This window comes from Paraburkholderia sp. SECH4 (genome assembly GCF_030511745.1).
In the GTDB taxonomy this organism is placed as follows: domain Bacteria; phylum Pseudomonadota; class Gammaproteobacteria; order Burkholderiales; family Burkholderiaceae; genus Paraburkholderia; species Paraburkholderia madseniana.
The window spans coordinates 14,155-41,117 of sequence record NZ_JALOCP010000037.1 but is presented as its reverse complement, the minus strand read 5'-3'; the positions used below and the strand labels follow the sequence as shown (position 1 = coordinate 41,117).

The following is a 26,963-nucleotide window of genomic DNA, read 5'->3' as shown; positions in this document are numbered from 1 at the left end:
ACCCATCGTGACGTCTTCCGGATCGGCGCGCCCTGCCCGCCGCAACACTGCATCGCCCAACGCTCAAGCGGCTGACGCCGCAACGGCTGCCCAGTCCACACCGGCCAAACGCGCCGGCAAAGCTGCCAAGGCAAGCCAGGCCGCCAACGTCGCCAAAGCCTCCAAATCCGCCAAAGCCTCCACGCCCGCCAAGGCGGACAAGGCAGTGAAGGCCGTCAGGACAGCTAAGGCGACGCAAGCCACGAACGCCGCCCAGACGCTGAAACCGGCCAAAGCGAAGTCCCCGAAGACCAAGGTCGTCGCAAGCGTTGCCGCGCCGGAAGCCACTCAGGCGCCCAAGCTGCAGGCCGTTTCGCCGGATACGGTTGCACCCGCGTCGAAAAGCAGCGGCCGCACGCGTGAGGACAAGGACCATCCGCTGTTCCAGGACATCCGCTATCTGGGGCGCCTACTCGGCGACGTGCTGCGCGAACAGGAAGGCGACGCGGTGTTCGACGTCGTGGAGACGATCCGCCAGACCGCCGTGCGTTTTCGCCGCGAGGACGATAGCGCCGCCGCGCAAACGCTCGACAAGAAACTGCGTTCGCTGAGCCCGGAGCAAACGGTCAGCGTGGTGCGTGCGTTCAGCTACTTCTCGCATCTTGCGAATATCGCTGAAGACCGCCACCGCAATCGCCGTCACCGGATTCACGCGCTGGCCGGCTCGACCTCGCAACCGGGCACCATGTCGCACGCACTCGAACGGCTCGTCGAGGCGGGCGCCGCCGCGACGCCGGTCCTGCAGCAGTTTTTCAACGACGCGTTGATCGTGCCGGTCCTGACCGCACACCCTACCGAGGTGCAGCGCAAGAGCATTCTCGACGCGCAGCATGACGTCGCGCGCCTCCTCGCCGAACGCGATCAGCAACTGACCAACCGCGAACGCGCGCATAACGAAGCGATGCTGCGTGCGAGCGTCACGTCGCTCTGGCAAACGCGGATGCTGCGCGATTCGCGTCTGACGGTAGCCGATGAAATCGAAAACGCGCTGTCGTATTACCGCGCGACCTTCCTCGAAGAAATTCCGGCGCTCTACGCCGACATCGAGGAAGCGCTCGCCGAGCACGGTCTCGAGGCGCGCCTGCCGCCGTTCCTCCAGATGGGTAGCTGGATCGGCGGCGATCGTGACGGCAATCCGAACGTCACGGCCGAAACGCTCGAACACGCAATCACCCGCCAGGCGGCCGTGATCTTCGAACACTATATGGAGCAGGTGCACAAGTTGGGCGCCGAGTTGTCGGTGTCGAACCTGCTCGCGGGCGCAAGCGACGCGTTGAAAGAACTCGCGGCCATCTCGCCCGACCAGTCGCCGCACCGCACCGACGAACCGTATCGCCGTGCGTTGATCGGCATGTACACGCGACTCGCTGCAAGTGCGCGCGTACGTCTCGGTGAAGGCAGCGTGCCGGTGCGCAGCGCAGGCCGCGGCGCGGCGCCGATACGCGCCAAGCCGTACGACGACTCCGCCGAATTCGTGCGCGATTTGCATGTGCTGATCGATTCGCTCGCCGAGCATCATGGCGCGCCGCTCGCGGCACCCCGCCTGTCGCCGCTCGCGCGCGCCGCCGAAGTATTCGGCTTCCATCTGGCGAGCATCGACTTGCGTCAGAGCTCCGACATCCATGAAGCGGTGATCGCCGAGTTGCTGAAGCGCGCGGGCGTCGAAGACGACTACGCGTCGCTCTCCGAAGAAGACAAGCTCAAGGTGCTGCTCGCCGAACTTTCACAGCCGCGAGCGTTGCGCCTGCCCTACGCCGAGTATTCCGATCTCGTGAAGAGCGAGCTCGGCGTACTCGAAGAGGCCCGCGTCACGCGCGAGAAGTTCGGCGCGCGCGCGGTGCGCAACTACATCATTTCACACACGGAAACCGTCAGCGATCTGGTCGAAGTGATGTTGCTGCAGAAGGAAACCGGCCTGCTGCACGGCCGCCTCGGCGACGCGCACGATCCCGCGCAAGCAGGGCTGATGGTGATCCCGCTGTTCGAGACGATCCCCGACTTGCGCAACGCGCCGCATATCATGCGCGATCTGATCGCGCTGCCGGGCGTGGGTGCACTGATCGAACATCAGGGTAACGAGCAGGAAGTGATGCTCGGCTATTCGGACAGCAACAAGGACGGCGGCTTCCTGACGTCGAACTGGGAGCTGTACCGCGCCGAACTGGCGCTGGTGTCGCTATTCAATGAACGCGGCGTGACCCTGCGCCTGTTCCATGGACGCGGAGGCACGGTAGGCCGCGGCGGTGGTCCGACGTATCAGGCGATTCTGTCGCAGCCGCCGGGCACCGTCGACGGCCAGATCCGCTTGACCGAGCAAGGCGAAGTGATCGCCAGCAAGTTCGGCAATCCGGAAATCGGCCGGCGCAACCTGGAAACGGTGGTGGCCGCAACGCTCGAAGCGTCGTTGTTGCCGCACGGCATTGCGCCCGCGCAATTGCCCGCCTTCGAAGAGACGATGCAGCAATTGTCCGACGCGGCGATGGCGTCGTATCGCGCGCTGGTCTACGAAACGCCGGGCTTCAAGGAGTATTTCTTCGAGTCGACGCCGATCTCGGAGATCGCCGAGTTGAACATCGGCAGCCGTCCGGCTTCGCGCAAATTGCAGGATCCGAAGCAACGCAAGATCGAAGATCTGCGTGCGATTCCGTGGGGCTTCTCATGGGGCCAATGCCGTTTGCTGCTGACCGGCTGGTACGGTTTCGGCAGCGCGGTGGCCGCGCATCTGGACAGCGCGCCGAGCGACGCCGAGCGCACCCGCCGTCTTGCGCTGCTCAAGAAAATGCACAAGACGTGGCCGTTCTTCGCGAACCTGCTCTCCAACATGGACATGGTGCTGGCGAAGACCGACCTTGCGGTGGCCTCGCGCTACGCACAGCTCGTGTCGGACAAGAAGCTGCGCAAGCATGTGTTCGAGCGCATCGTCGCGGAATGGGAGCGGACGTCGAAGGTGTTGTCGGAGATCACCGGCAAGAGCGAACGGCTTGCGGAGAATCCGTTGCTTGCGCGTTCGATCAAGAACCGCTTTCCGTATCTCGATCCGTTGAATCACTTGCAGGTCGAGTTGCTCAAGCGTCACCGCGCGGGCGATACCAACGCGCGCGTGCGGCGCGGGATTCATTTGAGCATCAACGGGATTGCGGCTGGATTGCGCAATACGGGCTGATCGAGGACGGTTTGAATGGCGGCTGATTCAGCCACCGCTCCGCCAAAGCCGAACACGGATTATTTCGCCGTGTTCGGCTTTGGCATTTCTGAGGCTGGAATGTTGAATTTGAGCGGAGGCTCGCGCCACACCTGCTTGTGATTTTCACGCTCGGCAAGCTCGGACTGCAGGCGTGTGTCAAGGTCGCGGCGTGCTTGAGGCGACATATTCACATTGGAACCGGGCGCCGTGATGCTGTTCGTCGAACTGGATGACTGCGGCGTGACCGGACTGGACGACAGTGCGCGCGGCAAGGTGGTGCCCTGTTCGCGATAGTAGTCCCGATCCGATTGGGCCGACGCGCCGGCAGACAGCGCGGCGGCCGCCACAAAAAGTAACCAACGTTGCATCCGGACACCTCTGAATTAATAAGTGATCCGGAGGTTATCACGGCGCACATCTCGTTATTAGGTCCGTCGCTGCGTTAAGCCGTGCGCGTCGCCGGGCCGCGGCGGCGGCCGTTCCGCTTCCATGTCAGCCTACTGCGCCTCGATCATCAGCGCGTCGAGCTTGAATGAACCGTCGTCCTGTACATCGAAATACTGACGCACCTCATCGGGCGAGTTGCTCCACAGCGAGCGAATCGCCGCCACGCGCGGCTCCGGCGTGCGCATGCGCGCCACCCACGAACTGAACTCAATCTCAATGCGCCAACACTCGCGAATCGATGCCTTGAAACCGGCCGCTTCGAACAATGCAATCCATTCATCCGCGCGGTAGTCGCGGATATGCGAGCCGTCGCGCAGCAATTCCACCGCCTGAATATGCGTATCGAGCAGCGGATGCTCGGCGCCGGCGATGTCGATGAACAGCACCTTGCCGCCCGGCTTCAACACGCGCCGCACCTCGGCCAATGCAAGCGGCACGTCGTGCCAGTGATGCGCGCTCATCCGGCTGATGATCCAGTCGAACGAATGATCGTCGAACGGCAGCGTTTCGGCCGCGCCCTGTTGCGTGCGGATGTTGGTGAGGCCGCGATCTTTGGCCGCGCCGTCGACGGTCGCCAGCATTTGCGGCGCGATGTCGTAGGCGACCACTTCTTTTGCGTGCGGCGCTACCGCGAAACTCGCGTGACCTGCTCCGCAGCCCATGTCGAGCACCTTCGCATCTGGCGTCGCGGCGATCGATTCGGCCAGCGTCTGCAGATCGGCGCCGGTGGCATGCGTCTGACTCGTCAAATACGCGGCGGCGGTCGAGCCGAAGGCGTCGGCGACCTGATCGTGATGCTTCATGGGAGGCTCCGGTTATTTACGTGGGGTTGCGCCGGGCTTGAGCCCGGGTCTTTCTGGACGGCGCTGCGTCGTTCCAGCCGCTACAATAGAGCCCGCCGTGTACCAGTACAAGTTAAGCAATTATTCTGGTATCAATAACACCACCCCGCCAAGTGCCGCCCAACCAGAATGACCACGCCGTCCTCCGCCGACAGTCCGCCGCCGCTCGAAGCCACGCCCGCCCGCGCACTTGGCGATTTCATCCGTGCGCATCGCGAACGGCTCTCGCCGCAAGCGCTCGGTCTGCCACCCGGTCCGCGCCGCCGGACACCCGGCTTGCGGCGTGAGGAAGTCGCGCAGTTGTGCGGCGTGAGCCCGACCTGGTACACGTGGATCGAACAGGGCCGTCCCGTCTCCGCTTCCGCCGATGCGCTGGCGCGGATTGCGGTCGCGCTGCAACTGTCGCGCGCGGAGCGGGCGTATCTGTTCGAACTGGCTGCGCAGCGCGACCCGGCCGAGCCTGATCCGGCCGCCGCCGACGCGCCCGCCACCCTGCTGGAAGCGGTGCAACTCGTGAACGCACCGGCCTACGTGCTCGACCGGCAGTGGAACGCGCTCGCCTGGAACGAACGCGCCGCCGATCTGTTCGTCGGCTGGCTGGACGGCACGCACGACCGCAATCTGCTGCGCTACACCTTCACCGAACCGGCCGCACGCGAGTTGATCGTCGACTGGGAAACGCGCGCACGGCGCCTCGCCGCCGAATTCCGCGCCGACTCGATCCGCCATCTGAACGACGCGCCCACCCGCGGGCTGATCGACTCCCTCACCGCCGCCAGCGACGCGTTCGCACGCTTCTGGGCCTCGCAGGATGTCGGCGGCCGCGAAGGCGGCCGGCGCGAATTCAACCATCCGCGCGACGGCCGCCTCGTCTACGACCAGATCACCTTCAAGCCCGCGCATCGCGAGGATCTGAAGCTGGTGGTGCTGGTGCGGGAATAGCCCAGTGTTAAAATCCCAGTCTTTCGCCCGTTTCGATGGCGCCTGTACCGTACGCAAACGCCGTCTGCCTCTTCACCGCTCGTTCAACTGCCCAACACCATGACGTCCCAACTGCACAAAAAAGGCGAAGCCTGGTCGGCTCGCTTCTCGGAGCCGATGTCGGAGCTCGTCAAACGCTACACGTCGTCGGTTTTCTTCGACAAGCGTCTGGCGCTCGTCGATATTGAAGGGTCGCTCGCGCACGCCTCGATGCTGGCCGCGCAGAAGATCATCGCCGCCGACGACCTCGCCGCAATCCAACGCGGCATGGCGCAGATCAAGGGTGAAATCGAGCGAGGCGAGTTCGAGTGGCAACTCGATCTGGAAGACGTCCACCTGAACATCGAAGCGCGCCTGACCGCGCTAATCGGCGACGCCGGCAAGCGCCTGCACACGGGCCGCTCGCGCAACGACCAGGTGGCGACGGATATCCGTTTGTGGCTGCGCGGCGAAATCGACCGCATCGGCGGCCTGCTGACCGAATTGCGCACTGCCCTGCTCGAGATGGCGGAAAAAAACGCGTCGACCATCATGCCGGGCTTCACGCACCTGCAAGTCGCGCAGCCGGTCACGTTCGGCCATCACCTGCTCGCCTACGTCGAAATGTTTTCGCGCGACGCCGAACGCATGGTCGATTGCCGCAAGCGCGTGAATCGCCTGCCGCTGGGCGCCGCCGCTCTGGCCGGCACCAGCTATCCGATCGACCGTCATGCGGTGGCGAAAACGCTGGGCTTCGACGGCATCTGTGCAAACTCGCTGGACGCGGTGTCCGATCGTGACTTCGCGATCGAATTCACGGCAGCGTCGGCATTGATCATGACGCACGTGTCGCGCTTCTCGGAAGAGCTCGTGCTGTGGATGAGCCCGCGCGTCGGCTTCATCGATCTGGCCGACCGTTTCTGCACCGGTTCGTCGATCATGCCGCAGAAGAAGAATCCGGACGTGCCCGAACTCGCGCGTGGCAAGACGGGCCGCGTGAACGGCCATCTGATCGCGCTGCTGACCTTGATGAAAGGCCAGCCGCTCGCGTACAACAAGGACAATCAGGAAGACAAGGAGCCGCTGTTCGACACCGTCGATACGGTCGCGGACACGCTGCGCATTTTCGCTGAAATGGTCGCCGGCATCTCGGTGAAGCCGCAAGCCATGCGCGACGCCGCGCTGCAAGGTTTCTCCACGGCAACCGACCTCGCCGACTACCTGGTCAAGCGCGGCCTGCCGTTCCGCGACGCGCACGAAGCGGTGGCGCTGGCGGTTCGCGTGTGTGCCGATCGCGGCTGCGACCTGGCCGACCTGACGCTGGAAGAAATGCGTAAGGAACTGCCGAACGTCGCGCATCTGATAGGCGAAGACGTGTTCTCGTATCTGACGCTCGAAGGTTCGGTAGCGAGCCGCAACCATCCGGGCGGCACGGCGCCCGAGCAGGTGCTCGCGGCGGTCAAGGCGGCACGGGAAGCGTTGAAGTAAGGTAAGGCCCGGCGCGCACGGGCGCGGCGCGCAAAAAGAAAGCCCGCGCGAAGCGGGCCAAATGAAAGACTTCCACCGATGCCTCTCGAAAGAGGCCATCGAAGTGTAGGCGTGTTTTGGCCGCGGGCAAATCCGGTCATATTTCGGCCTATTACAAAGCGCGCAATGGTCCGGTGCGCAAGCTGAACCGGCGCTGCACCGCCGGTCGCTTGCGCCCCCAGAGCGCTTTAGGGCACTACCGTCTGCGGCAATGGATCAAGAAAACCCGCATCGCGCAGATAACCGACGTAGAGCCGGATCAGCGCACCGTAGTCGACCGTTAGATCCACACCGTGCCGCGCCAGCTCCGTCAACGTTCCGATCTGTTCGACCGGCAAGGGCGCGGCGGACAGATCGCCCGTATAAAAGTCGCGAATCAGCGCCAGACCATTCGACGCGTCGAGATCCGCCAGCCGCCGTTGCCAGTCAGCCGCCGGCTGCGGCTCGGCACGCAAACCGCAACCGGCGAGCGCCGCGAACCACTGCCGCTGGCTGAGCACGAGCGGATTGTTGAGGTTCGCCACCCGCAAGCCGGCACGCGGATGCAGTGCCACCGCCGTCACCGCGCCGGCCAGCAGATCGACCGGCATCATCTCCACTTCCTGGGCCGTTTCCGGATAAGCGCCCAACTGCAGGCAGCCCTTATTGAACAGCCAGAAATGGTTGTGCGCGAAGTTGCTGAAGCCGGTACGGCTGTGGCCGGTGATATTGCCCGGCCGCGCGATCACCGCCGGCAAACCGAAGCAGCGCGCACACTCCGCGACCCGCTGCTCGCCCACCCACTTTGTCAACAGATAGCCGTTGTCCAGCATGGGACGAGCGTCATTCACGCGCTCGTCGATGCGCCGGGCGCCCGCCAGCATCTCGCCGACCGACAGTGTCGAGACGAAGCAGAACGGTTTTTGCCGCTGCGTCAGCGCGAGCCGCAGCAATGCCTCGGTGCCGCCGACGTTCGCTTCCTTCATCGCCTCATAGCTATGCAGGTGATGCACGAACGCGCCGCAATGCAGGATCGCGTCGACCTCCGCGGCGAGTTGCCGCCAGCGTGGTGTGTCGAGTCCAAGCTGCGGCGCGGCAAGATCGGCGGGGATCACGTCGACGCGGCTGAAGTCGATTGCCAGACCCGCCTCGCGCGCCTTGTCCTGCAAGACGGCGCGCCCTGCGGCAGCGCTCGAACAACGTTGCAGGCAGATCACCTTGTCGAGCCTCCCGCATAACGCGTGCAGCAGGTAAATGCCGAGAAAGCCGCTCGCGCCGGTCAGCAGCATTGTGCGAATCGGCGCTGCTTCTACGGCATCAGAAAAAGCGGGCGCGGCCTGCTCGACAACGAACGGCTGCGATGCGTCAGCAATGGCGCGTTCGATCATGTCCTCGTGACCGCCGTCCGCGAGCGTCGCGATGGTCGGCGAACGGTAAAACGCCGCCATCTGAAACTGGATGCCGAGCGCATCGCGCAATTGCGCCTGCATCCGCACGGCCAGAATCGAATTGCCGCCGAGCCGGAAGAAACTATCGTCGCGGCCGATGCCGGAGACGCGCAGCAGCGTCTGCCAGATTTCGGCGATGCGTTGCTCGACGCCTTGGTGCGGCTGCGTACCGCCGGCGCGTGACGGCGCCGGCAGGGCCTTGCGATCGTGTTTGCCGTTCGGCGATGCCGGCAGAGCGTCCAGCCGGACAAAACACGCTGGCACCATGTAGTCGGGCAGCGCCTGCGCCACATGACGGCGCAGCGTGTCTTCATCGAGCGCGCCGCCTCCTTCGCCCGGCGCGGCCACGTAGTACGCAGCCAGATAGCGCGCCTCGCCCTCGCCCCACACCCGGCAGGCAGCATGCGCGACACCCGGCGCGGCCGCGATGCAATTCTCGATCTCGCCGAGTTCGATGCGAAAACCGCGCAGCTTGATCTGCGCGTCGTTGCGGCCGAAGTATTCGATCGTGCCGTCGGCAAGAAAGCGGCCGAGGTCGCCGGTGCGATACATCAGCGCGTACGGTGCATCGCGAAACGGATCGACCACGAAGCGCTCCATCGTCATGGCCGACTGATTGATATAGCCCCGCGCGAGATTCTCGCCGCCGATGTAGATTTCCCCGACCGTGCCGGGCGGCGTCAGTTGCCGCTGGGCATTCAGCAGATAGAGCCGGTAGCCCGGCAGCGGCTTGCCGATGATGCGGCTCGGCCCGCCCGGCAGCACTTGCCCGCACGAGGCCATCACCGTGATTTCGGTCGGACCGTACAGGCTGAACAGTTGCGTGTGTTCGCTCCACCAGGCGGCGCTCGGTTCGTCCAGCGTATCGCCGCCGAAGCCGAGCAGTTGCAGATCGGGCAGCGGCTCGCGCGGCAAGCTCTGCACCACGACCGGTGCAAGCGATGCGTGCGTGACGCGCTCCGACTTCAACACACTGTGCAGCAGCAGCGGATCGCGGCGCGCCTCCTCCGGCAACACGATGAGCGTGCCGCCGTGCAGCAGCGCGAGGAACAGATCGAGCACGCTCGCGTCGAAATTGGTGGACGCCGCCAGGGTGCTGACGCTGCCTGGCGCGTAGCCGAGCGCGCGGCTCGCGCCGGCCACCATTCGAACCACGCTGTGGTGTTCGACCAGCACCCCCTTCGGCTTGCCGGTCGAGCCCGACGTGTGGATCACATAAGCAAGCGCCTCGGGGGCGACAGCGTGCGGCCGGTGCATGTGCGCTGACTGCTCTTCAGCCTGCTTCTCCGCCCGCTTCTCCCCCTGCTTTTCGGCCTGCTTCCCGGCCACCTTCTGCGCGTCAGTCTCCGCCTGAACCTCCGTTTCAGTTACGGTGCCCGCCGTCCCCTCTGCCAGCATCGCCGGGTCAAGCTTGCGCAATTCACCGAGACCTGCGGCCTCCAGCGCGCAGCGGCTCGGCTCATCGGCCAGCACCGTATCGACCGAACAGTTTTCGACGAAATAGCGCAAGCGCTCGGCGGGATAAGCTGGGTCGAGCGGCACGTACGCGCACCCCGCTTTGAGCACACCCAGCACCGTCGCCACCAGCAGGACGCTCTTCTCCATGCTCAAACCGATGCGCGCGCCGGGCGGCACGCAGGCTGACAAGCCACGGGCAATGGCATCGCTGAGCGCGTCGAGTTCGCGATAGCTGAGCTGCTGCTCGCCGCAGCGCACGGCAACGCGCGACGCGTGCACCGCTGCCACCTCGGCGAAACGCGCAGGGATCGATTGCGGTGCATCCGGTAGCGGCTCGCCGCAAGCGAAGCTCAGACATTGCGCATGGTGCGCGTCGCTCAGCCAGGCGAGCTCGCCGACCGGCGCATCCGGCTGGTGAGCCGCGGCGTCGCACAGCGTCATGAACACCTCGGCCATCCGCTCGACCGAGGCCGCGTGCAGCACCGAGCTGTCGTATTCGAAGCGCCCGTCCAGACCGCCATCGGGCCGCAAATAGAAAATCGCCGACAGGTCCGCTTTCGACGTCAACGGAGGACATTCCTCAGCGTGATACGCCGCCTCGCCGATGCGGCCGTTCAGCTCAATGCCGTTCTGCAAACTGAAAATCGTGTTCAGTGCGCCGAGCTGGCCGTTATCGGTGTCGTAAGGCGTAGCGAGCAGATGATCGCGGTCTTCGAGCATCTGGCGTTGCACCGCGCGCGCCAGTTCGCCGAAGCCTTGCCGCGTGTCGATGCGCTGCACCAGCACCGCCATCGAGACGAACATCCCATAGATTCCCTCACTGCCCGGGACATCGCGGCCCGCATACGGATAGGCGCAGGCCAGTTGCTGCTGGCCGCTCACGCGCCACAGCCATACGAGGTACAGCGCGAACAGCACGGGCGGCAAAGTCATGTCGTGCGCCTCGGCAATCTGCTTCAGGCGCCGCATCTGGGCGGACCGCACATGCAAGGCCAAAGAGCGGTTCGCGTTGGGCTCGCGCTGCACTGCGTCGAACGACAGTTCGGTGCGCAAGGCCACGGCGTCGAGCTTGCGCATCCAGTAGTCGCGCGCGGCGGCAAAGCGCGGCGACGACGCCAGTTGCGGCGCCCAATGGCCGTAGTCGAACCACGAAAGCCGCTCGCCGGAAACCGGCTTACCTTCGTAGCGCGACGTCAGTTCATCCAGCAACAGCTTGAACGACCAGCCGTCGAAAATCGCGTGATGAATGCAGAACAGCAAGGTGGTGCGGTGCTCTTGCGGCGACAACAGCAGTTGCGCGTGCCACAACGGCGCACAGTCGAGCGGCAAACGCAGCGCGCGCAGGGCTTCGGCACGCGCGTCGATAGCATCGGCATCGCAGCTTTCTAGCGGAATACGCAAATCCGTCGGCAGGGTGGCGGTGCCCGGCAATATCAGCAATTGTCCGCCGCGTTCCGCGAAGCTCGCGTTGAAGATCGGGTTGTGCGCGAGCACGGCAACAAGCGCCTCGTGCAATCGCAACGGATTCGCGGCCCCGCCGAAGTCCACCCGCATCACAATGTTGTACGCGTTATCGTCAGGCTTGCCGAGCGCGCGGCTGTGCATCATCCGCACGAGCCGGCTTGCCACTGGCGCGGGCATGGGTGCGCCTGATTGCGCAACGAGCGGCGGCAGCGCGGCGCCTGGCTCGACGCTCTGCCGCGCCCTTGCGCAAAACGCGTCGAACTGCGGATGCTCGAACAGCGTCTTCAGCTTGACCGGCGCGGACAAGCTCGCGTTGATGCGATTGCACACGAGCGTGGCGAGTAGCGAGTGGCCACCCAACTGGAAGAAGTGGCTGTGTTCGCCGACGCTCTCGAGCGGCACGCCCAGCACCTCCGACCAGATCGCTTGCACCGCCAGCTCGAAGGTGTCGAAAGCGCGGCTTGCAGGGTCAGCCGAACCGGCTTGCGGCGCCGGCAATTTGCTGCGGTCGATCTTGCCGTTCAGCGTCAGGGGCAGCGCTTCGATCGGCAGCAGGAACGCCGGCACCATGTAATGCGCGAGACGCGCCCGCAGCACCGCCGGCTCAAGCGCGGCACCCACGTACCAGGCCACCAGCGCCGTGCCGCCCTGCCGCTCGCACGTGCCGACATAGGCGCTGCGCACCTCTGGCTGCTCGACGATGCTGGCCTCGATCTCACCGAGCTCGATCCGGTAGCCGCGAATCTTCACCTGAAAATCGCTGCGGCCGAGAAACTCGATCGCGCCATCCGGCTGGAAACGGCCGAGGTCGCCGGAACGGTAGAGACGGCCCGGGCCGAACGGATTCGCCCGGAACTTCTGCCCGGTCAGTTCGGGCCGCAGCAGATAGCCGCGCGAAACGGCCGCACCGCCGATGCAGATCTCGCCGATCCCCCCGAGCGGCACCGCTGCGCCTTCCTCATCGAGTAGATGAATCTGGTAGCCGGGAAGCGGATGCCCGAGTTGATTGGCCGGCTTGTCGCCGTCGAAGGTGTTTTCGGTCGCCATCACGGTGGTCTCGGTCGGCCCGTAGATGTTCGACAGGCGCAGCACGCCGGACCAGAAGCGGATCGTTTCGTCGTCGCTCGCTTCGCCGCCGCATAACACCGTGTCCAGATGCGGCAGCGCGCGCCGCGGCAGCAGCTTGAGAATCGCCGGCGGCAGGAACGCATGCGTGATGCGTTCGGCGCTGAGGAAGGCGGACAACGCATCGGCGTCGGTGCGCACCGCCTCGGGCGCGACAATCAGGTGGCCGCCGTGCGTCAGCGGATTGAAGATCTCCAACACGCTGGCGTCGAAATTGACGGACGCGAACTGTAGCCAGCGCGTGCCTGCATCACGCCGATACCGGCCCGTCAGCGAAGCGATCAGGTGCGCCAGCATGCCGCGCTCGATGACGACACCCTTGGGTTTGCCCGTTGTGCCTGAGGTGTAGATCACGTAGGCGGTGCGCTGCGGATCGGCTGGCGCACGTTGGGGAGTGGTCGCCCCGGCCGCCGGGCATTCCAGTAGATCCTCGATCCGGTACAGCGCGCAATCGGCCAGCCCGCTCAAGCGCTCGTGCGTCGCGGCGTCGACAATCACGGCTCGCAGTTGCGCATCCTTGACGATGTAGCGCAAGCGCTCGTCTGGCATCTGCGGATCGAGGGGCAAATAGCCCGCGCCACTGGCGAGCACGCCGAGCATCGCCGGAACGATGCGTGCACCGCGCGAGACGCAAATGCCGATCAACGCGTCCCGCCCATCCGATGCGTCCGGCCCGAGCGAGGCAAGGGCTGCGCCCACACGCTGTGCGGCAAGCGCCAGTTGCGCGTACGTGAAAGCGGCGTCCGGGCCGCTGACCGCCGGATGCTCGGCGTGCTCGAGCGCTGTCTGCGCGAACAGATCGAGCACGTCGCGCGCGGGTGCCGCGGGCGGGCCGCCATCGGACCACGCCGCGCACTGCTGCCGCAACGCCGGCGTAAAAAGATCGAGCGCATCGAGTTTCTGCTCGAGACTTTCGCCGAGGCGCCCGAGCAGCGCCGTCAAATGCTCGAACGCGAGACGCAGGCCGTCGAGTTCCTGGGGATGGCGGCTATGCACGTGCAACGCGATCTCCTCGCGCACATCAAGATAGATGCCGACGTCCTCGTGCGAGAAACGGCGCGAGTACGGTGCGAGCAACGCCACCGGCAGCGTGCCGAGCGTGAGCGCGTCGTAGGGCAGGCTGTCGGTCTCGCACACCACATTGGTCGCGCGCACAAAACCTGGCTCGCGCCGCTCGATGTCGTGCAGCACTTCGAAAGCCGGAAGTTCGGCGTGAAAATCGGCCATCCCGGCGCGTGCCGCCGCGTGCCGTAGAAACTGCCGCAGCGTCATCGTGTTGTCAAAGTCGGTTTTCAGGAAGCGCCGCCGTTCATCGAAACCGATCGTCTCGTCGTGCTGGCAGCGGCCGCGCTGGTGATGCACGGTGAGCACCGCGCGGCTGCCGGTCATGCGGCGCAGCAGCACGTGAACACACAGTTTGATCAGCAGATCGGGCGCGACGCCGAGCGTTTTTGCTTCATTGCGCAATGCAGCGCCTGTTTGCGCGTCGAGGCGCACCGTAAAACTGCTGTCGGCGAGCGCGTTCTGCCGGCGCGGCGCATGCCATTCGAACGAGGCGTCACCCACCTGGCCGATCCAGAAATCGAGGTCGGTCTGCAAACGGTCGCTCGCAAGGAGTTCGCGCTCGGCGTCGAGCAGGCCTTGCTGATCGATGCCGAGCGGCGCGCCCGGCGCCTCGCCACGATAGGCCCGGGAAAGCGCGTTGAACAACGGCGTCAGCGAAAAACGGTCGAGCAAGGCGGGATGGCAGGCGAACACAAGATAGCTGTGCGCGCCAGCGCGTAACAGCGTGAACGCCCACGGCAGTCCGGCGTCCATGCGGAAGGCACGCGCGCATAGGCCGTCGATCAACGACAGCACGGCGGCTTCCTCGCGCGCGTCGCGCCTGTCGAGATCGATGACGTTCAGTTCCGCGCGCACATCGCGGCGGATGACCCAGCGCATGCCCTGTTCGGCTTCGACGAGCCGGTAGGCAAGCGGCCGGCAATGGGCCACCAGTTGCGCCACGGCGGAGGACAGACGCTCGACGTCCGGACGGCCGTCGATCCGGTAAACGGCGCAGAGATTGGGACCGGCGGCGGCGTGCGCCAACGTGCGGGATTGCGTGCGCGTCAACGCAAAGGAAGAGTGTTCCAAACGATACCTCGTTGTCGGGATGGACAGGACCGATCGGCTCGCGCAGCGCCGGTCGCGCGCGGCTCATGACCGCGCTGCGGCGCTTCGCCCGATGGTCCGGCCCACGCTATTGACGTGAGGCTGTCGACACCATAGGAAAACTCTTAGAAGTCCTGTTGTATGCGAATCGGCGTGGCGAACTTTGTCTAAACACGGTTCGTGTCAGGCAGATCGCATCAGACTGAATGCGCTCATGCATGCAGCAGAAAGGCAATGGAAAGGACGCCATGCGCGGCGTGCAAGCAAGTCGAATCACATGGCTCGGGATCGGCATACAGGGTGAACGACCATTGCATCCTAGCTTTTTTTGACTACCATCAAGTTAGATCCTGTCACAGTGCTTTCCTCGACGATGTCCACCCGCACACGTCACCTTCGCCGCCTGACTGGACGCTTCGCTTCACGCGTTAGCGCTTCCCTGTCGCATGCGCATAGCGCAACTTCGGCGCTCACGGCGGCTTCGGTTTTGGCCGCGCTCGCAGCCTCGGCAGGCTGCACGATCACGCCACCTGGTCGCCCGCTTGTCATCACGCCGGTGGCCGCCGTCAATAGTGCGACGCTCGACCAGTACCGCAGCGCGGTCGCGCAACGCATCGTCGAACGCAGCCCTTCCTACGTGTTACACGGCACGCCGCAAGCGATGCTGCGCTCGTTGGTCGTGGTGTCGTTCACGGTGGATCGCGATGGTCAGGTGCTGGCGTCGTCGGTGTATCGCACCAATGGCGACGACGAAGCCGAAAGCACCGCGCTCGCCTCCTTGCGGCGCGCCTCGCCGCTGCCGCAACCGCCCGGTAAATTGCTGAACGGCCGTGGCCAGCTCGAACTGTTCGAAGACTGGCTGTTCAACGACAACGGCAAATTCCAGTTGCGCGAGTTCGCCTCGCCGCAAGCGCAGGCCATCGACTGAACGCTCGCCTCACGCACTCCACCTGGTTGCTCCCCTGGTATGTCCGCTTTCGCGCGCGAGCGCTGACGGCTGACGGCTGACGTCCGCCGTTGTAAGCTGTCGCTTCATCGCCGGCGTTGAAGAAGGCTTCAATCGCCAGCGAGACGCGCCGAAGCACACGAACTTAAACAAAGATGCCGACCGACCACGCGCAGCCCGCCCATCGAAACACGGCGTCCAACAGCATCACGACATAAGGAGACCCTGCATGTCCACTTCGCCGATTTCCGCGGCCCAGCCCAATGCGTCCGGGCAGACCAGCAGCGCGCGGATCATCTTCGCGAGCTTCATCGGCACCGCGATCGAGTTCTACGATTTCTACGTCTACGCCACCGCCGCGGCGCTCGTCATCGGACCGGTGTTTTTCCCGCACGGCTCGGCGACCGCCCAGGCTTTGTCGGCTTTCGTCACGTTCGGCATCGCCTTCGTCGCACGGCCGATCGGCTCGTTCCTGTTCGGCCACTTCGGCGACCGGATCGGCCGTAAATCGACGCTGGTGGCTTCGCTGCTGGTGATGGGTGTGTCCACCACGCTGATCGGTTTCGTGCCGGGCTACGACTCGATCGGCAGCCTTGCGCCGATCCTGCTGTGCGTGCTGCGCTTCGGTCAGGGTATCGGCCTTGGCGGCGAATGGGGCGGCGCGGCGCTCCTCGCCACCGAGAACGCGCCGGCCGGCAAACGCGGCTGGTTCGGGATGTTCCCGCAACTGGGGCCATCGATCGGCTTTCTGGCATCCAACGGTCTGTTCTTCGCCTTGGCGTTGTCTTTGAGCGACGAGCAATTCCGCAGTTGGGGCTGGCGCGTGCCGTTCCTCGTCAGCGCGGTGCTGGTCGTGCTCGGCTTGTATGTGCGCCTGAAGATCGCCGAGACGCCGGCCTTCCAGGCGGCCATCGAACGCAAGGAACGCGTGAAGGTGCCGATCGCCACGCTGTTCTCGCAGCACGGGCTACCGACCCTGCTCGGCGCACTGGCGATGGTGGTCTGCTACACGCTGTTCTACAACGCCACGACGTTCTCGCTGTCGTACGGCGTGTCGGTCCTGCATATTCCCCGGCCGACGTTCCTCGGCATGCTGTGCATCGCAGTCGTATTCATGGCGCTCGCCACGCCTCTGTCGGCCTGGGCAAGCGATCGTTATGGCCGCAAGCCGGTGCTGATCGTCGGCATCATCGCAGCGATCCTGTCGGGCTTTACGATGGCGCCATTGCTCGGCAGCGGCCAGACGCCGCTGGTGCTGCTGTTCCTTGTGATCGAACTGTTCCTGATGGGTGTGACCTTCGCACCGATGGGCGCGCTGCTGCCGGAACTGTTCCCGACCAACGTGCGCTATACCGGTGCAGGCGTGTCGTATAACCTCGGCGGGATTCTCGGTGCGTCAGTCGCGCCGTATATCGCGCAGGTGCTGGCCGCGCACGGCGGGCTGCCGTGGGTGGGCGCTTATGTGTCGATTGCGGCGGCCGTCAGCTTGATCGGCGTGCTGTGCATGCGCGAAACCCGCGATGCCCAACTGATGTGATCAGGGTAAAGGCGCGCTGGTAAATCCCCTGCCTTGCGCGTCTTTTTGACTTGCCTATACTCGATTCCAATAACCCTAAGGCAAGCCGGGAGGCTCTGATGAGTATTCATCTTCACAACGCGGACATCGTGATGATCATCGCGCTGGCATTGCTATGTTCACTGCTGCTGGCTTTGCGCTTTCGTCCCGCGACGTGGAAAGGCATTGTCGTGGAAGCACTGGCCGCGAACGCGGCTGCCATTACTGCGGTAATCGCTTTCGAAATGCTGCTGGCCTGAACGGGCGAGCGCCGCGATACCTGGTTGGGCGCGGCGGATGGAAGCGGTCTGACTTGATCCGAAGAAGCGGCTGAGCGGCTGCCCCGTGCCTATGCAGGCAAGAGGCAGCCGTCAGCGTGGCGCTACATCCAGGCCTCGCGCGCGCCGCAAGCCGTTACCGGTAGTACCCGCCATGATGGTAATAACCGCCGCCGTAGTAATAGCCAGGCGCCGGTGCAACGATGCAGCCTCCGAGCGCCGTTGCGAGTAGCGTGCCGGCGATCAGGGTCAGGATTAAGCGTTTCATATTGTTCTCCTTCGTGTCAGATTCATTCGAGCCGAAACCCCGAATGACTCGATTGAACACGACCCTGCCTCGCGCGAGCGTTGCGATTTGTAAGGGAAAATCTCTGAGGTGTTACACCTTCGAACCCCGAAATCCGCGGCGTCGGAAGCATGGCGACGACAGACTCGCATCAGACAAAAACACCGCCTATACTGCTTTGAACATGCGTGCGCCGCGCAAGCCCTGCCCGTGGCGGGTGCGCGAATCGCGGCGCTGATTATGGGTATCGAGTGCGCGTTTCCATGCGCCGTGGCTGAGCCAGTAACCACGAGAAAGAGCGCGCAAGTAGCCAATTAGGCACTCAACGAAAAGCGACAGATTTAACAGGCGTGTAATGCGCGGCGCCGATCCAAACGCTGGGAGCGGCCACGAGTAGCCGCCCGCGGCACGCCGATAAGCGGCACGCGAATCTGCCGGCACGCGCGCGGCTTGTCTTGATGAATGCGCCGTTGAACTCGACCGTCGGCCGGCGGTCACTGTAGAACTGAGTCGGCTACGCGACGTGGCCGCTCAGTGCGTGAGTCAGTTTGTTCATTGCAGCGATTCCTCTCCGCCCGTAGTTCCCCGACGCGGGCGCTTTTCGGAGGCGTTCCGTGGCAGCGCTCGTTTGATTGGGCGCCTGCGCGTCGCGCCTCTTTTCTTTTAGCCAAACGATTGCGCGAAAGCGCTGCGAAGCTGCGCTCAGGCTGCGGCCGATCCGTGCTGGATGGCGACGGCAGCACGCGGTTCGCTGTGCACGTAATCGATCGCCTCCAGTACCTGGGCGATCGGCGGCACTGAGTGGCCGTCGCCGATCGAAATCGAGCGGAACGGCGCTTCGATGCCGAAATGCGATGGCGGCGTCGCCACAAAAATCATGACCGTGCGCTTCTGCAATCCGTGCGCCAGATGAACGAAACCCGTATCGGTCCCGACCACCAGCGCGCACGCGTCGATCATCTGCGCGATTTCGGTCACGTTCAGCTTCGGCAGGACGGTCGAGCCCGGCACCTGCGACGCAATCTGCTCCGCCTCGGCGCGCTCGCCTTCCGAGCCCCACGGCAGCACCACATGGAAACCGCGCTGCGCCAACTCGCGACCGACCGCCACCCAATGAGGCAGCGGCCACTTCTTGTCGTCTTTGGAGGTGGCGTGAAACAGTGCCGCGACCGGCGCGCTGTCAGCCGCGAACGGCGCGGTGGCCGGCTCTGGCAGGCGCAGATTGTAGACGGCCGGGCCTTCGACCTCGTAACCCAGTGCCTCGCTCGCGCTGATGCGCATGCCATGCCACGCATCGCAGCGCTGCGGACGCGGGCCAAAACGCCCCGTATAGGCAAATGCGGCGCCCCGCTCGCCCAGATCCTGTGACTGGTAGCCAATACGCTTCGACGAACGCGCCAGAAAGGCGATGATCGCGCTCTTGTACACGCCGTGAATATCGATGATGTAGTCGTAGCGATAGGCGCGCAATTCGGCGATCGACGCCGCGATCGCCTTGAAATCGCCCCAGCGGCGCGCCTTCTTGAAACGGCGCAGCGGCGCGCAAAGCACCCGGTCGACGCTCGTGCTCCAATGCACCAGTTCGGCGAAGGCCTCGTCGGCCGCCCAGTCCACTTCAACGCCTGGAAACGCGCGTTTTATGTCGGCGGCGACTGGCAACGCCTGCACGATATCGCCGAGCGAAGTGACCTTGACGATAAGGACTCGCTTCATTGAGGACCTATTAATTGTTCGAACATCCAAACATTTTAGCCGACGATTGGAATAATCTTCACCGAACGCTCCAGTGCGCCGTACGTTCATTAATACAGAGCGTTACACTGCGCGCCTTACGAATAGCCTTTTTACTATATTTCAAAATACTTTCATACAGTTGAAACGATAGAGCACGCTTTATAATTCAGCCTTTGCGCCAGCACATCCCCATGTCCCGGGCACTTCCTCCCCTCTCTTCCGGCATCGTGCGTCGCGCCAGACGCTTGTGGCGTCAATACGGCATCTTCTGGCTCGGCGCGATCGCGGTCGGCCTGGTGGCGGTGCTGTATGCCAGGCTGATCGATTGGGGCTACGGCGAATTCCGCACCATGCAGCAGCGGCACGTGTGGGCGCCGTTGATCGTCACGCCCGCGGTCGCGGCGCTCGCCGTCTGGCTCACGCGCACGTTCTTCCGCGGCGCCGAAGGCAGCGGCATTCCACAAGTCATCGCCACCCTGCATGCCAAGCCCGGCGAATACGGCGCGCGACTGCTGTCGTTCCGGATTCTGTTCGGCAAGATCGCCGTGTCGTTTCTGGCGATTCTCGGTGGCTTCACGATCGGCCGCGAAGGGCCGACCGTGCAGGTCGGCGCGGCGCTGATGTTCAATCTGCGGCGGCTGTATCCACGCTCGAACGCGCAGATCGAACGGCAACTGGTGCTTGCAGGCGCGGCAGCGGGTTTGTCCGCGGCGTTCAATACGCCGCTGGCGGGGATCGTGTTCGCGATCGAGGAACTCACGCGCAGCTTCGAGGCCCGCGCCAGCGGCGTGCTGATTACGGCGATCATCATCGCCGGCGTGATCGCGCTGGGGCTGAACGGCAACTACACCTATTTCGGCACCATCCAGATCGGCGCGCACTTCCCCGATCTGCTGGCAGTGGCCGTTCTGCTCACGGCAATCGTCACCGGTATTGCGGGCGGCGTGTTCGGCTGGCTGCTGCTGAACACCGCGCGCTGGATTCCGGCGCCGCTGCGTCAGTTGCACGGCGAACGGCCGGTCGCGTTCGCGGCGCTGTGCGGTTTCGTGATCGCAGTGGTCGGCCTCATCTCCGGCGGTACGACCTTCGGCAGCGGCTATGCGGAAGCGCGTGGCCTGCTCGAAGGACACGAGCACCTGTCCGTGTTCTATCCGTTTCTGAAGATGATCTCGATGGTCGGCTCGTACCTGCCGGGCATTCCGGGCGGCATCTTCGCACCGTCGCTGTCGATCGGCGCGGGTTTCGGCAATCTGCTGCACATGGTGTTCGATTCGATGCAATTGCCGATGCTGATCGCCCTCGCGATGGTCGGTTATCTGGCTGCGGTCACGCAGTCGCCGATTACGTCGTTTGTGATCGTGATGGAGATGATCGATGGTCATGCGCTGGTGATTTCGCTGATGGCCACCGCGTTGATTGCGAGCCGTGTGGCGCGCTTCTTCGCGCCGCCGTTGTATGAGTCGCTGGCACAGCGCTATATGGCGCCGCTGCCGCAGCCGGCATCCGCGCCGGTGCCGGAAGTACCCGAAGTCGACGCGCCCGAACCGGCGGTCGTCGATGAGATCACGGGCGATGCGCCTGCTGAAGACGGCGCCCCGCGTCAGTAAACTACAACCGCCGGCGCGCGCATATAAACCGGCCGTGCCGGCACCACCACGCAACCGGCCAGCATGACCGCCAGTACGGCGATCAGGAGCAGATTCTTTTTCATCACGTGTTCCTCTGAAACACAGGCAAGCGCTACGCCGGACGCACGAGCGGCGCCTGTGTCGTCAAACTGGAGGGAGCGGCACGAGCGGTGTCGATTCCGCCGTGCCGCACACTGTTGAAGCCGGTGGACTTACGCCCAGTGGCCTTCGACCCAGCGGTAGTTCGGACCGTGTTCGACCCAATGGCCCGGCACCCAGTGGTAGCCGACGCGTTCGGCCTGCCAGTGGCCCGCGTCCCACACATAGCGGCCGTGGTCCCAACGCCAATGACCGTGATCCCACACATAACCGACACGCGGCGCCGGCACGGCTTCGTAACGCACGGCCGGCGGTGCGGACGGCGCGATCACGACGACTTCCTCGGCCGAAGCGGAGGCCACAGCGGATGCACCGGCAGCGATCAGAACAGCGTTGGCGATCAGCAAGCGAAAGGTCTTGTTCATGTTTTCCCTCTTTGGATGGACACCGGATGCGGCGTTATCCGTTTAATGCACGAGGGGACGAAGGCGCTGACTGTGGGCGTGTAACGGCGCACGCTGAAGTGCAACGGATTATTTCGCCGCGCGAAATGCAGGCGTGCGAAGGCCTGTGCGGGTGCACATGAACACAGAAGTAGCGGGGACGACTGCGAGGGAAACGGCGGGAGGACACAACGGATACAAAGAACGCATCACAACAGCAACAGCAGCGCTTACGCGCCCCACCTCGTCACGTCACATCGACGGGACGAAACAGAGCGCGCAGCACGTTACGCGGAACCCGCCTGCGGTATTTCGATCTTGACCTCGAGCACTTCGAGATCGTCCTGGCGTTCCAGGCTCACACGAATATCGTCATTGGAGATTTTCACGTACTTTGAAATCACGGCCACCAGTTCGCGTTGCAACGCAGGCAGGTAATCGGCAGGCGCATGGCCGCCGGCGCGCTCATGCGCGATGATCAACTGCAGGCGTTCCTTCGCTACCGACGCGGACTTCTTCTTCTCGCCCAGCAAAAACGAAAGAATCGACATGACGTGCGCTCCCCTTACTTGGTGCCGAAGAGGCGCTGCAGCAGCCCTGGCTTCTGGTAATCGGTAAAGCGAAGCGATTTCTGCTCGCCGAGGAAACGCGACACGACATCTTTATAGGCTTCGGCGACGTCGGTACCGTCGAGGTGCACAGCCGGCAGGCCCTGGTTCGACGCATGCAGCACCGCTTCCGATTCCGGAATCACGCCGATCAGATCGATGCGCAGAATTTCCTGGATGTCGGTCAGCGACAGCATTTCACCTTCGCTCACGCGCTTCGGGTTGTAGCGCGTGATCAGCAGGTGTTCCTTGATCGGTTCCTTGCTTTCGATTGCGCGCTTGGTCTTCGACGACAGGATGCCGAGGATACGGTCCGAGTCACGCACCGAGGAGACTTCCGGATTGGTCACGATCAGCGCTTCGTCGGCGAAGTGCATGGCGAGCAGCGCGCCCGATTCGATACCCGCCGGCGAATCGCAGACGATGTACTCGAAGTCCATCGCGATCAGGTCGTTGATGATCTTCTCGACGCCTTCCAGCGTCAGCGCGTCCTTGTCACGCGTCTGCGAGGCCGGGAGGATAAAGAGGTTCTCGCACTTCTTGTCCTTGATCAGCGCCTGGTTCAGGTTGGCTTCGCCCTGGATCACGTTGATCAGGTCGTACACCACACGGCGCTCGCAACCCATGATGAGGTCGAGGTTACGCAGGCCGACGTCGAAGTCGATCACGGCGGTTTTGCTGCCACGCAATGCGAGGGCCGATGCAAAACTCGCGCTCGTGGTCGTCTTGCCCACGCCACCCTTGCCCGAAGTCACCACAATGATTTTTGCCATTACCCTTACCCTGTGTTCGTCAAATTCGTCAATTATGTGCGGCCATATTTGCCGTGGAACGCCGCGCGCCGTGTACGTTCACGGCAGCGCGCGCTTCACGTCGATCAGGTGAGCCGCAACGGTTCGATCATCAGCTTTTCTTCTTCGAGCCAGATCTGCACCGGCTTGCCGAGCACGTCGGCCGGCAGCGGGTTCTCGGTCGTCCGATAGATGCCCGCGATCGAGATGAGTTCCGGCTCGAGACACGTACAGAAAATGCGCGCGTCGTGATTGCCCTGCACGCCGGCCAACGCCCGGCCGCGCAGCGGCGCGTAAATATGGATGTTGCCTTCCGCGATCACTTCCGCGCCGTAGCTCACCAGACCGAGCACGACCAGATCGCCCTTTGCGTAGATGCGCTGGCCCGAGCGCAACGGCTTGTCGACCACCATGGTCTGCGACGAGGTGGCGAGACGCACGGGCTCGGCGGCCGGCGCAGGTTCGACCGCGGCAGCCGTGGCCGGTGTGCCCTCTACTGCCGAAAACAGATCGGCCGGCGGCGTGGCCGTCGCTGCGGTGGTAGCCGGCGCCGTAGCGGCAGCATTGGCGGCTTCCTCGTCAGCGGATTTAGCAGATGCGCCGCGACGGTCGCGCGCTTCGAGCAACGGCAGCGCGGATTCCGCCGCCCACGTCTGCTGCGCATTGGCCACCACGCCGACCGGGCGCATGCGCACGCTGTCGAGCAGTTGCGCGATGTCGGCGAGCGGCACGCGTTCGTTCTCGGCGAGCCGGCGCACGTCGATCGCGACGACGTCGTTAGCGAAAAATTCGGGGGTCGCCTCGAAGCGCCGGGTCAGTTCGGCACGCATTGCGTCGAGGTCGGTTGTCTTGACCACAAACAGGAGCGTGTCGACAGAGCCGCTGCGGAGTTCGAAAAAGGGCGATTTCTTGGGCGACATAGCGTTCGGCAAAAAATTTTGCGTATTTTACAGGCGTCCAGGCGGGGAGCGAGTTTTTTTGCCGACAGAACGCACCACGGCGGCCTGAATACCCATGACGTGGCCACGCCTCGGCCATTCAGGCCGCGTCCTGGCCGGTCATTCGGCCATGAACGCTGTAGCGACGCGGATGGGATGTGAGCGGCAGGCTGACGCGCCGCTCGCGGGATCACTGCTGAAATACCTGCGACGTGGCCGGCACGTGCCGCACCAGCAGGCTTTCGGCCTGCTCGGGCGCACGCACGACGCGCCGATGCTCGCCGGTGGGACCGAAGCCGAGCGCCTCGTAAAAGCGCATCGCATTGCGGTTGGCGTCGGCGACCCACGCGTAGATTTCCATGGCGCCTTCGCCCGCGAGCCAGGCGCTGGCGGTGTCGACCAGCAACTCGCCGCCTCGCAGATGACGCACGGCCGGCGCCACCCACAACTCGCAGACGAACGCGCGCCGCGCCGCGGTGTCGTCGAAATAGGCTTCGACTAGTCCTGCCGGATGGCCCTCGGTATAGAGGATGAAACTGGTGAAGATGAACGAAACAGCGTGTTCGGCAGCGGTGGCGTCGAAGGTGGCGGCATCCGCCGACAACGCGTCCTCTAGCGTCTCGCCGAAGGCATAGGGCGCCTCCCGCAGCGACGCAGTACGGAGTTCGCGGAAAACAGCGCCCTGATCAGCGGCGATACGGCGAACGGTCAATGACGGACTCATGCAGACGAAAACCCCTTGAAACCCTAAGGCATAGCTTTAACCGAACCGGCGCGCGAGTCAAATCCTTATTTGCCGGATCGGACTGCAGCGGCGGTTCCTGGTACAGGCGCTGCGCGCCCACTGCGCAGCAATTCGCACGCCCACCGTCCTGATAGCCGGTTCGTCAGGCGCGCCGGCCACTGCGTTCAAGGCGCTTCGTAATTGCCGGTGCCGTCCGGCCACGGCGTCAACAGCTCGTAGCCCTCTTCGGTCACGGCGATCATATGCTCCCATTGGGCCGACAGCGAACGGTCTTTGGTGACCACGGTCCAGCCGTCACGCTGCACCGCGGTGCCGGCGCGGCCCGCGTTGATCATCGGTTCGATCGTGAAGACCATACCCGGCTTCAGACGCACGCCTTGCCCCGGCTGACCGTAGTGCAGCACTTGCGGGTCTTCGTGATAAACACGGCCGATGCCATGCCCACAATAGTCGCGCACGATCGAGAAGCCGTCGCGCTGCGCGATCTTCTGGATCGCGTAGCCGACGTCGCCGAGCGTGGCGCCTGGCTTGACCTCGCGGATGCCGGCCAGCATCGCTTCATAGGTCGTGTCGATCAGTTGGCGCGCCACCGTGCTCGGCTGGCCGACGCAATACATGCGGCTGGTGTCGCCGAAATAGCCGTCCTTGATGATCGCGACGTCGATATTGATGATGTCGCCGTCTTTCAGGATTTCGCTGCGGTTGGGAATGCCGTGGCACACCACCTGGTTGACGGACGTGCAAACCGTCTTCGGAAAACCCAGATAGCCAACATTTGCCGGAATCGACTTTTGCGTATTGACAATGTAGTCGTTGCACAGTGCGTCGAGCTCGTCGGTGGAGACACCGGCCTTGACGTGCTCGCCGATCATCGCCAGCACGTCGGCCGCGAGGCGGCCGGAAATGCGCAGCTTGGCGATGTCGTCAGGAGTCTTGTAGGTAATGGCCATGAATTCGGTGGGGGTGAAACGATGTTGACGATCGGCCAATTGTACAGAGGATCGCCGGAGGGCCTCCGCGAGTCGGGTCCGCTCGCCGAATTCGCCGCGAGCACACGCATATCAGTCCGCTGAGGTGAGCACGAATTGCATCACGTCCGTGCGTCCTTCGTCGAAGCCGGCTTCGCAGTACGCCAGATACAACCGCCACGTCCGCACGAAAATCTCATCGAAGCCTTGCGTGTGGATCGTATCGAGTTGCGCTTCGAACGCGCTGCGCCAGCGGCGCAGGGTCTCCGCATAATCGCGCCCGAATGCCAACGACGTGCGCGCCGTGAGCTTGCCACGCCGCGCTGCTTCGATGAAACGCTGCGGACTCGGCAACATGCCGCCCGGGAAAATGAATTCGCGGATGAAATCACTGGTTGCGCGATAGGCGGCGAAGTGCGAGTCGTCGATCGTGATGGTTTGTACGAGCGCGCGTGCGCCAGGCAGGAGACGCTCGCGCAAGATGCCGAAGTACGTCGGCCAGAATTTTTCGCCGACGGCTTCGAACATTTCGATCGATACGATGCTGTCGTATTGGCCCGTCAGCGTACGGTAGTCGCGTAGTTCAAGATTCACCCGGTCGCTCAGGCCTGCTTCACTCACACGTTGCTTGGCGAATTCAAGCTGCGCCGGCGAGATCGTTATGCCGTGCACGTGGATACCCTGGCGCGCCGCGTGCATCGCAAAACCGCCCCACCCGCAGCCGATTTCCAGAATGCGCATGCCTTCGCGCAAACCGAGCGTATCGATGATGCGTTGATACTTCCCGTGCTGTGCGGCTTCGAGCGATTGATAGAAATTGCCGTCGAACACCGCGCTCGAATAGGTGAACGTCGAATCCAGCCACTGCGCGTAGAACGCGTTGCCGATATCGTAGTGCGCGTGAATATTGCGCTGGCTGCCCGCACGCGTATTTGGCCTCAACTTATGACGCAGCCCGTACCAGAGTTGCGCGAGCCAGCCGCCGTAGACCGTGCGTTGCAGCGCGCGCTCGTTGCGAATCGCCACGCGCAGCAAGGCGGCCAGATCAGGCGTGTCGACCCAGAACGCGCGCCATGCGTCGGCGAAACCGATATCGCCTTTGCGCAGAATCGCGCCGCACGCACGCCAGTCGCACAGTTCCAGGTGCGCGCCCGGCGCCGCGTGCGGATCGCCGAACACGCGCTGCTGGCCGTCGGGCGTGATCAACACCAGATGCCCAACCTGAATCCGTTCGAGCAGAGAGAGAAACAGACGGCCCGACGCGGGGATGGTTCGGTGCTCGCTCAGGGTTCTTGAAAGCGCCATGGCTGAATCTCC

At 64.0% G+C, this 26,963-nt stretch carries 19 protein-coding genes; 7 read left to right on the top strand and 12 right to left on the bottom strand.

Annotated elements, in window-relative coordinates; genetic code table 11:
• Positions 1–7: 7 nt before the first annotated feature.
• Positions 8–3,202: a phosphoenolpyruvate carboxylase gene (gene ppc / locus M0D67_RS33760; RefSeq protein WP_266241252.1), complete on the top strand. Its 3,195-nt coding sequence runs from the start codon at positions 8–10 to the stop codon at positions 3,200–3,202.
• Positions 3,203–3,261: 59 nt separating this feature from the next.
• On the opposite strand, the gene M0D67_RS33755 is transcribed toward ppc, so the two are convergent.
• Together M0D67_RS33755 and M0D67_RS33750 are read right to left on the bottom strand one after the other, a co-directional pair.
• Positions 3,262–3,591 (bottom strand): hypothetical protein, encoded by a 330-nt coding sequence (locus M0D67_RS33755; RefSeq protein ID WP_266241250.1) that lies wholly within the window; start codon positions 3,589–3,591, stop codon positions 3,262–3,264.
• A gap of 129 nt (positions 3,592–3,720) precedes the next feature.
• Complete coding sequence (locus tag M0D67_RS33750) at positions 3,721–4,473, bottom strand: class I SAM-dependent methyltransferase (protein ID WP_266241248.1); 753 nt, start codon at positions 4,471–4,473, stop codon at positions 3,721–3,723.
• A 168-nt stretch (positions 4,474–4,641) separates the two neighbouring features.
• On the opposite strand from M0D67_RS33750, the gene M0D67_RS33745 reads away from it, so the two are divergent.
• Both M0D67_RS33745 and argH read left to right on the top strand, forming a co-directional pair.
• A complete protein-coding gene (locus M0D67_RS33745) occupies positions 4,642–5,454 on the top strand; it encodes a helix-turn-helix transcriptional regulator (RefSeq protein ID WP_266241246.1) in 813 nt (270 codons plus the stop codon).
• A 99-nt stretch (positions 5,455–5,553) separates the two neighbouring features.
• Positions 5,554–6,960: an argininosuccinate lyase gene (gene argH, locus M0D67_RS33740; protein ID WP_266241244.1), complete on the top strand. Its 1,407-nt coding sequence runs from the start codon at positions 5,554–5,556 to the stop codon at positions 6,958–6,960.
• A 227-nt stretch (positions 6,961–7,187) separates the two neighbouring features.
• On the opposite strand, the gene M0D67_RS33735 is transcribed toward argH, so the two are convergent.
• The gene (locus M0D67_RS33735; RefSeq protein ID WP_266241242.1) at positions 7,188–14,609 is read right to left on the bottom strand and encodes a non-ribosomal peptide synthetase; all 7,422 of its coding nucleotides are present in this window, start codon (positions 14,607–14,609) and stop codon (positions 7,188–7,190) included.
• Positions 14,610–15,000: 391 nt separating this feature from the next.
• Between M0D67_RS33735 and M0D67_RS33730 the strand changes: the two genes are divergently transcribed.
• The 3 genes from M0D67_RS33730 to M0D67_RS33720 all read left to right on the top strand — a co-directional run bounded on the left by M0D67_RS33730 (position 15,001) and on the right by M0D67_RS33720 (position 17,388).
• Positions 15,001–15,555 carry an energy transducer TonB gene (locus tag M0D67_RS33730; protein ID WP_154558931.1) on the top strand — a complete coding sequence of 185 codons (555 nt, stop codon included), beginning with the start codon at positions 15,001–15,003 and terminating at the stop codon, positions 15,553–15,555.
• Between the two features lie 247 nt (positions 15,556–15,802).
• Positions 15,803–17,110: an MFS transporter gene (locus tag M0D67_RS33725; protein ID WP_054035072.1), complete on the top strand. Its 1,308-nt coding sequence runs from the start codon at positions 15,803–15,805 to the stop codon at positions 17,108–17,110.
• Positions 17,111–17,208: 98 nt separating this feature from the next.
• Positions 17,209–17,388: a hypothetical protein gene (locus M0D67_RS33720; protein WP_093643889.1), complete on the top strand. Its 180-nt coding sequence runs from the start codon at positions 17,209–17,211 to the stop codon at positions 17,386–17,388.
• Between the two features lie 154 nt (positions 17,389–17,542).
• Here M0D67_RS33720 and M0D67_RS33715 read toward each other — a convergent pair whose 3' ends face one another.
• Entirely contained in the window at positions 17,543–17,674 is a 132-nt protein-coding gene (locus M0D67_RS33715; RefSeq protein WP_266241240.1) for a hypothetical protein, read from the bottom strand.
• A gap of 720 nt (positions 17,675–18,394) precedes the next feature.
• Positions 18,395–19,405: a lipopolysaccharide heptosyltransferase I gene (gene waaC / locus M0D67_RS33710; protein WP_154558930.1), complete on the bottom strand. Its 1,011-nt coding sequence runs from the start codon at positions 19,403–19,405 to the stop codon at positions 18,395–18,397.
• Positions 19,406–19,617: 212 nt separating this feature from the next.
• Here waaC and M0D67_RS33705 point away from each other — a divergent pair, with 212 nt between their 5' ends.
• Complete coding sequence (locus M0D67_RS33705) at positions 19,618–21,033, top strand: chloride channel protein (RefSeq protein ID WP_154558929.1); 1,416 nt, start codon at positions 19,618–19,620, stop codon at positions 21,031–21,033.
• A 233-nt stretch (positions 21,034–21,266) separates the two neighbouring features.
• On the opposite strand, the gene M0D67_RS33700 is transcribed toward M0D67_RS33705, so the two are convergent.
• From M0D67_RS33700 to M0D67_RS33670, 7 genes are all read right to left on the bottom strand, one after another.
• Positions 21,267–21,578, bottom strand: coding sequence for a YXWGXW repeat-containing protein (locus tag M0D67_RS33700; RefSeq protein ID WP_154558928.1), 312 nt, complete (start codon positions 21,576–21,578; stop codon positions 21,267–21,269).
• A gap of 305 nt (positions 21,579–21,883) precedes the next feature.
• Positions 21,884–22,147, bottom strand: a complete 264-nt coding sequence (gene minE, locus M0D67_RS33695; RefSeq protein ID WP_028196771.1) for a cell division topological specificity factor MinE — start codon at positions 22,145–22,147, stop codon at positions 21,884–21,886.
• Positions 22,148–22,161: 14 nt separating this feature from the next.
• Positions 22,162–22,977, bottom strand: a complete 816-nt coding sequence (minD, locus tag M0D67_RS33690; protein ID WP_054035077.1) for a septum site-determining protein MinD — start codon at positions 22,975–22,977, stop codon at positions 22,162–22,164.
• Between the two features lie 104 nt (positions 22,978–23,081).
• Positions 23,082–23,915, bottom strand: coding sequence for a septum site-determining protein MinC (gene minC, locus M0D67_RS33685; RefSeq protein WP_154558927.1), 834 nt, complete (start codon positions 23,913–23,915; stop codon positions 23,082–23,084).
• Positions 23,916–24,123: 208 nt separating this feature from the next.
• Complete coding sequence (locus M0D67_RS33680; protein WP_266241234.1) at positions 24,124–24,657, bottom strand: GNAT family N-acetyltransferase; 534 nt, start codon at positions 24,655–24,657, stop codon at positions 24,124–24,126.
• A 185-nt stretch (positions 24,658–24,842) separates the two neighbouring features.
• Entirely contained in the window at positions 24,843–25,628 is a 786-nt protein-coding gene (map, locus tag M0D67_RS33675) for a type I methionyl aminopeptidase (protein WP_154558925.1), read from the bottom strand.
• Positions 25,629–25,739: 111 nt separating this feature from the next.
• Positions 25,740–26,951, bottom strand: a complete 1,212-nt coding sequence (locus M0D67_RS33670) for a cyclopropane-fatty-acyl-phospholipid synthase family protein (protein WP_154558924.1) — start codon at positions 26,949–26,951, stop codon at positions 25,740–25,742.
• Between the last annotated feature and the right edge of the window lie 12 nt (positions 26,952–26,963).

Bases quoted from the DNA above. Each gene is read 5' to 3' on its own strand.
- M0D67_RS33755 (WP_266241250.1), bottom strand. From the start codon at position 3,591: ATGCAACGTTGGTTACTTTTTGTGGCGGCCGCCGCGCTGTCTGCCGGC.
- M0D67_RS33750 (WP_266241248.1), bottom strand. From the start codon at position 4,473: ATGAAGCATCACGATCAGGTCGCCGACGCCTTCGGCTCGACCGCCGCC.
- M0D67_RS33745 (WP_266241246.1), top strand. From the start codon at position 4,642: ATGACCACGCCGTCCTCCGCCGACAGTCCGCCGCCGCTCGAAGCCACG.
- argH (WP_266241244.1), top strand. From the start codon at position 5,554: ATGACGTCCCAACTGCACAAAAAAGGCGAAGCCTGGTCGGCTCGCTTC.
- M0D67_RS33730 (WP_154558931.1), top strand. From the start codon at position 15,001: ATGTCCACCCGCACACGTCACCTTCGCCGCCTGACTGGACGCTTCGCT.
- M0D67_RS33725 (WP_054035072.1), top strand. From the start codon at position 15,803: ATGTCCACTTCGCCGATTTCCGCGGCCCAGCCCAATGCGTCCGGGCAG.
- M0D67_RS33720 (WP_093643889.1), top strand. From the start codon at position 17,209: ATGAGTATTCATCTTCACAACGCGGACATCGTGATGATCATCGCGCTG.
- M0D67_RS33715 (WP_266241240.1), bottom strand. From the start codon at position 17,674: ATGAAACGCTTAATCCTGACCCTGATCGCCGGCACGCTACTCGCAACG.
- waaC (WP_154558930.1), bottom strand. From the start codon at position 19,405: ATGAAGCGAGTCCTTATCGTCAAGGTCACTTCGCTCGGCGATATCGTG.
- M0D67_RS33705 (WP_154558929.1), top strand. From the start codon at position 19,618: ATGTCCCGGGCACTTCCTCCCCTCTCTTCCGGCATCGTGCGTCGCGCC.
- M0D67_RS33700 (WP_154558928.1), bottom strand. From the start codon at position 21,578: ATGAACAAGACCTTTCGCTTGCTGATCGCCAACGCTGTTCTGATCGCT.
- minE (WP_028196771.1), bottom strand. From the start codon at position 22,147: ATGTCGATTCTTTCGTTTTTGCTGGGCGAGAAGAAGAAGTCCGCGTCG.
- minD (WP_054035077.1), bottom strand. From the start codon at position 22,977: ATGGCAAAAATCATTGTGGTGACTTCGGGCAAGGGTGGCGTGGGCAAG.
- minC (WP_154558927.1), bottom strand. From the start codon at position 23,915: ATGTCGCCCAAGAAATCGCCCTTTTTCGAACTCCGCAGCGGCTCTGTC.
- M0D67_RS33680 (WP_266241234.1), bottom strand. From the start codon at position 24,657: ATGAGTCCGTCATTGACCGTTCGCCGTATCGCCGCTGATCAGGGCGCT.
- map (WP_154558925.1), bottom strand. From the start codon at position 25,628: ATGGCCATTACCTACAAGACTCCTGACGACATCGCCAAGCTGCGCATT.
- M0D67_RS33670 (WP_154558924.1), bottom strand. From the start codon at position 26,951: ATGGCGCTTTCAAGAACCCTGAGCGAGCACCGAACCATCCCCGCGTCG.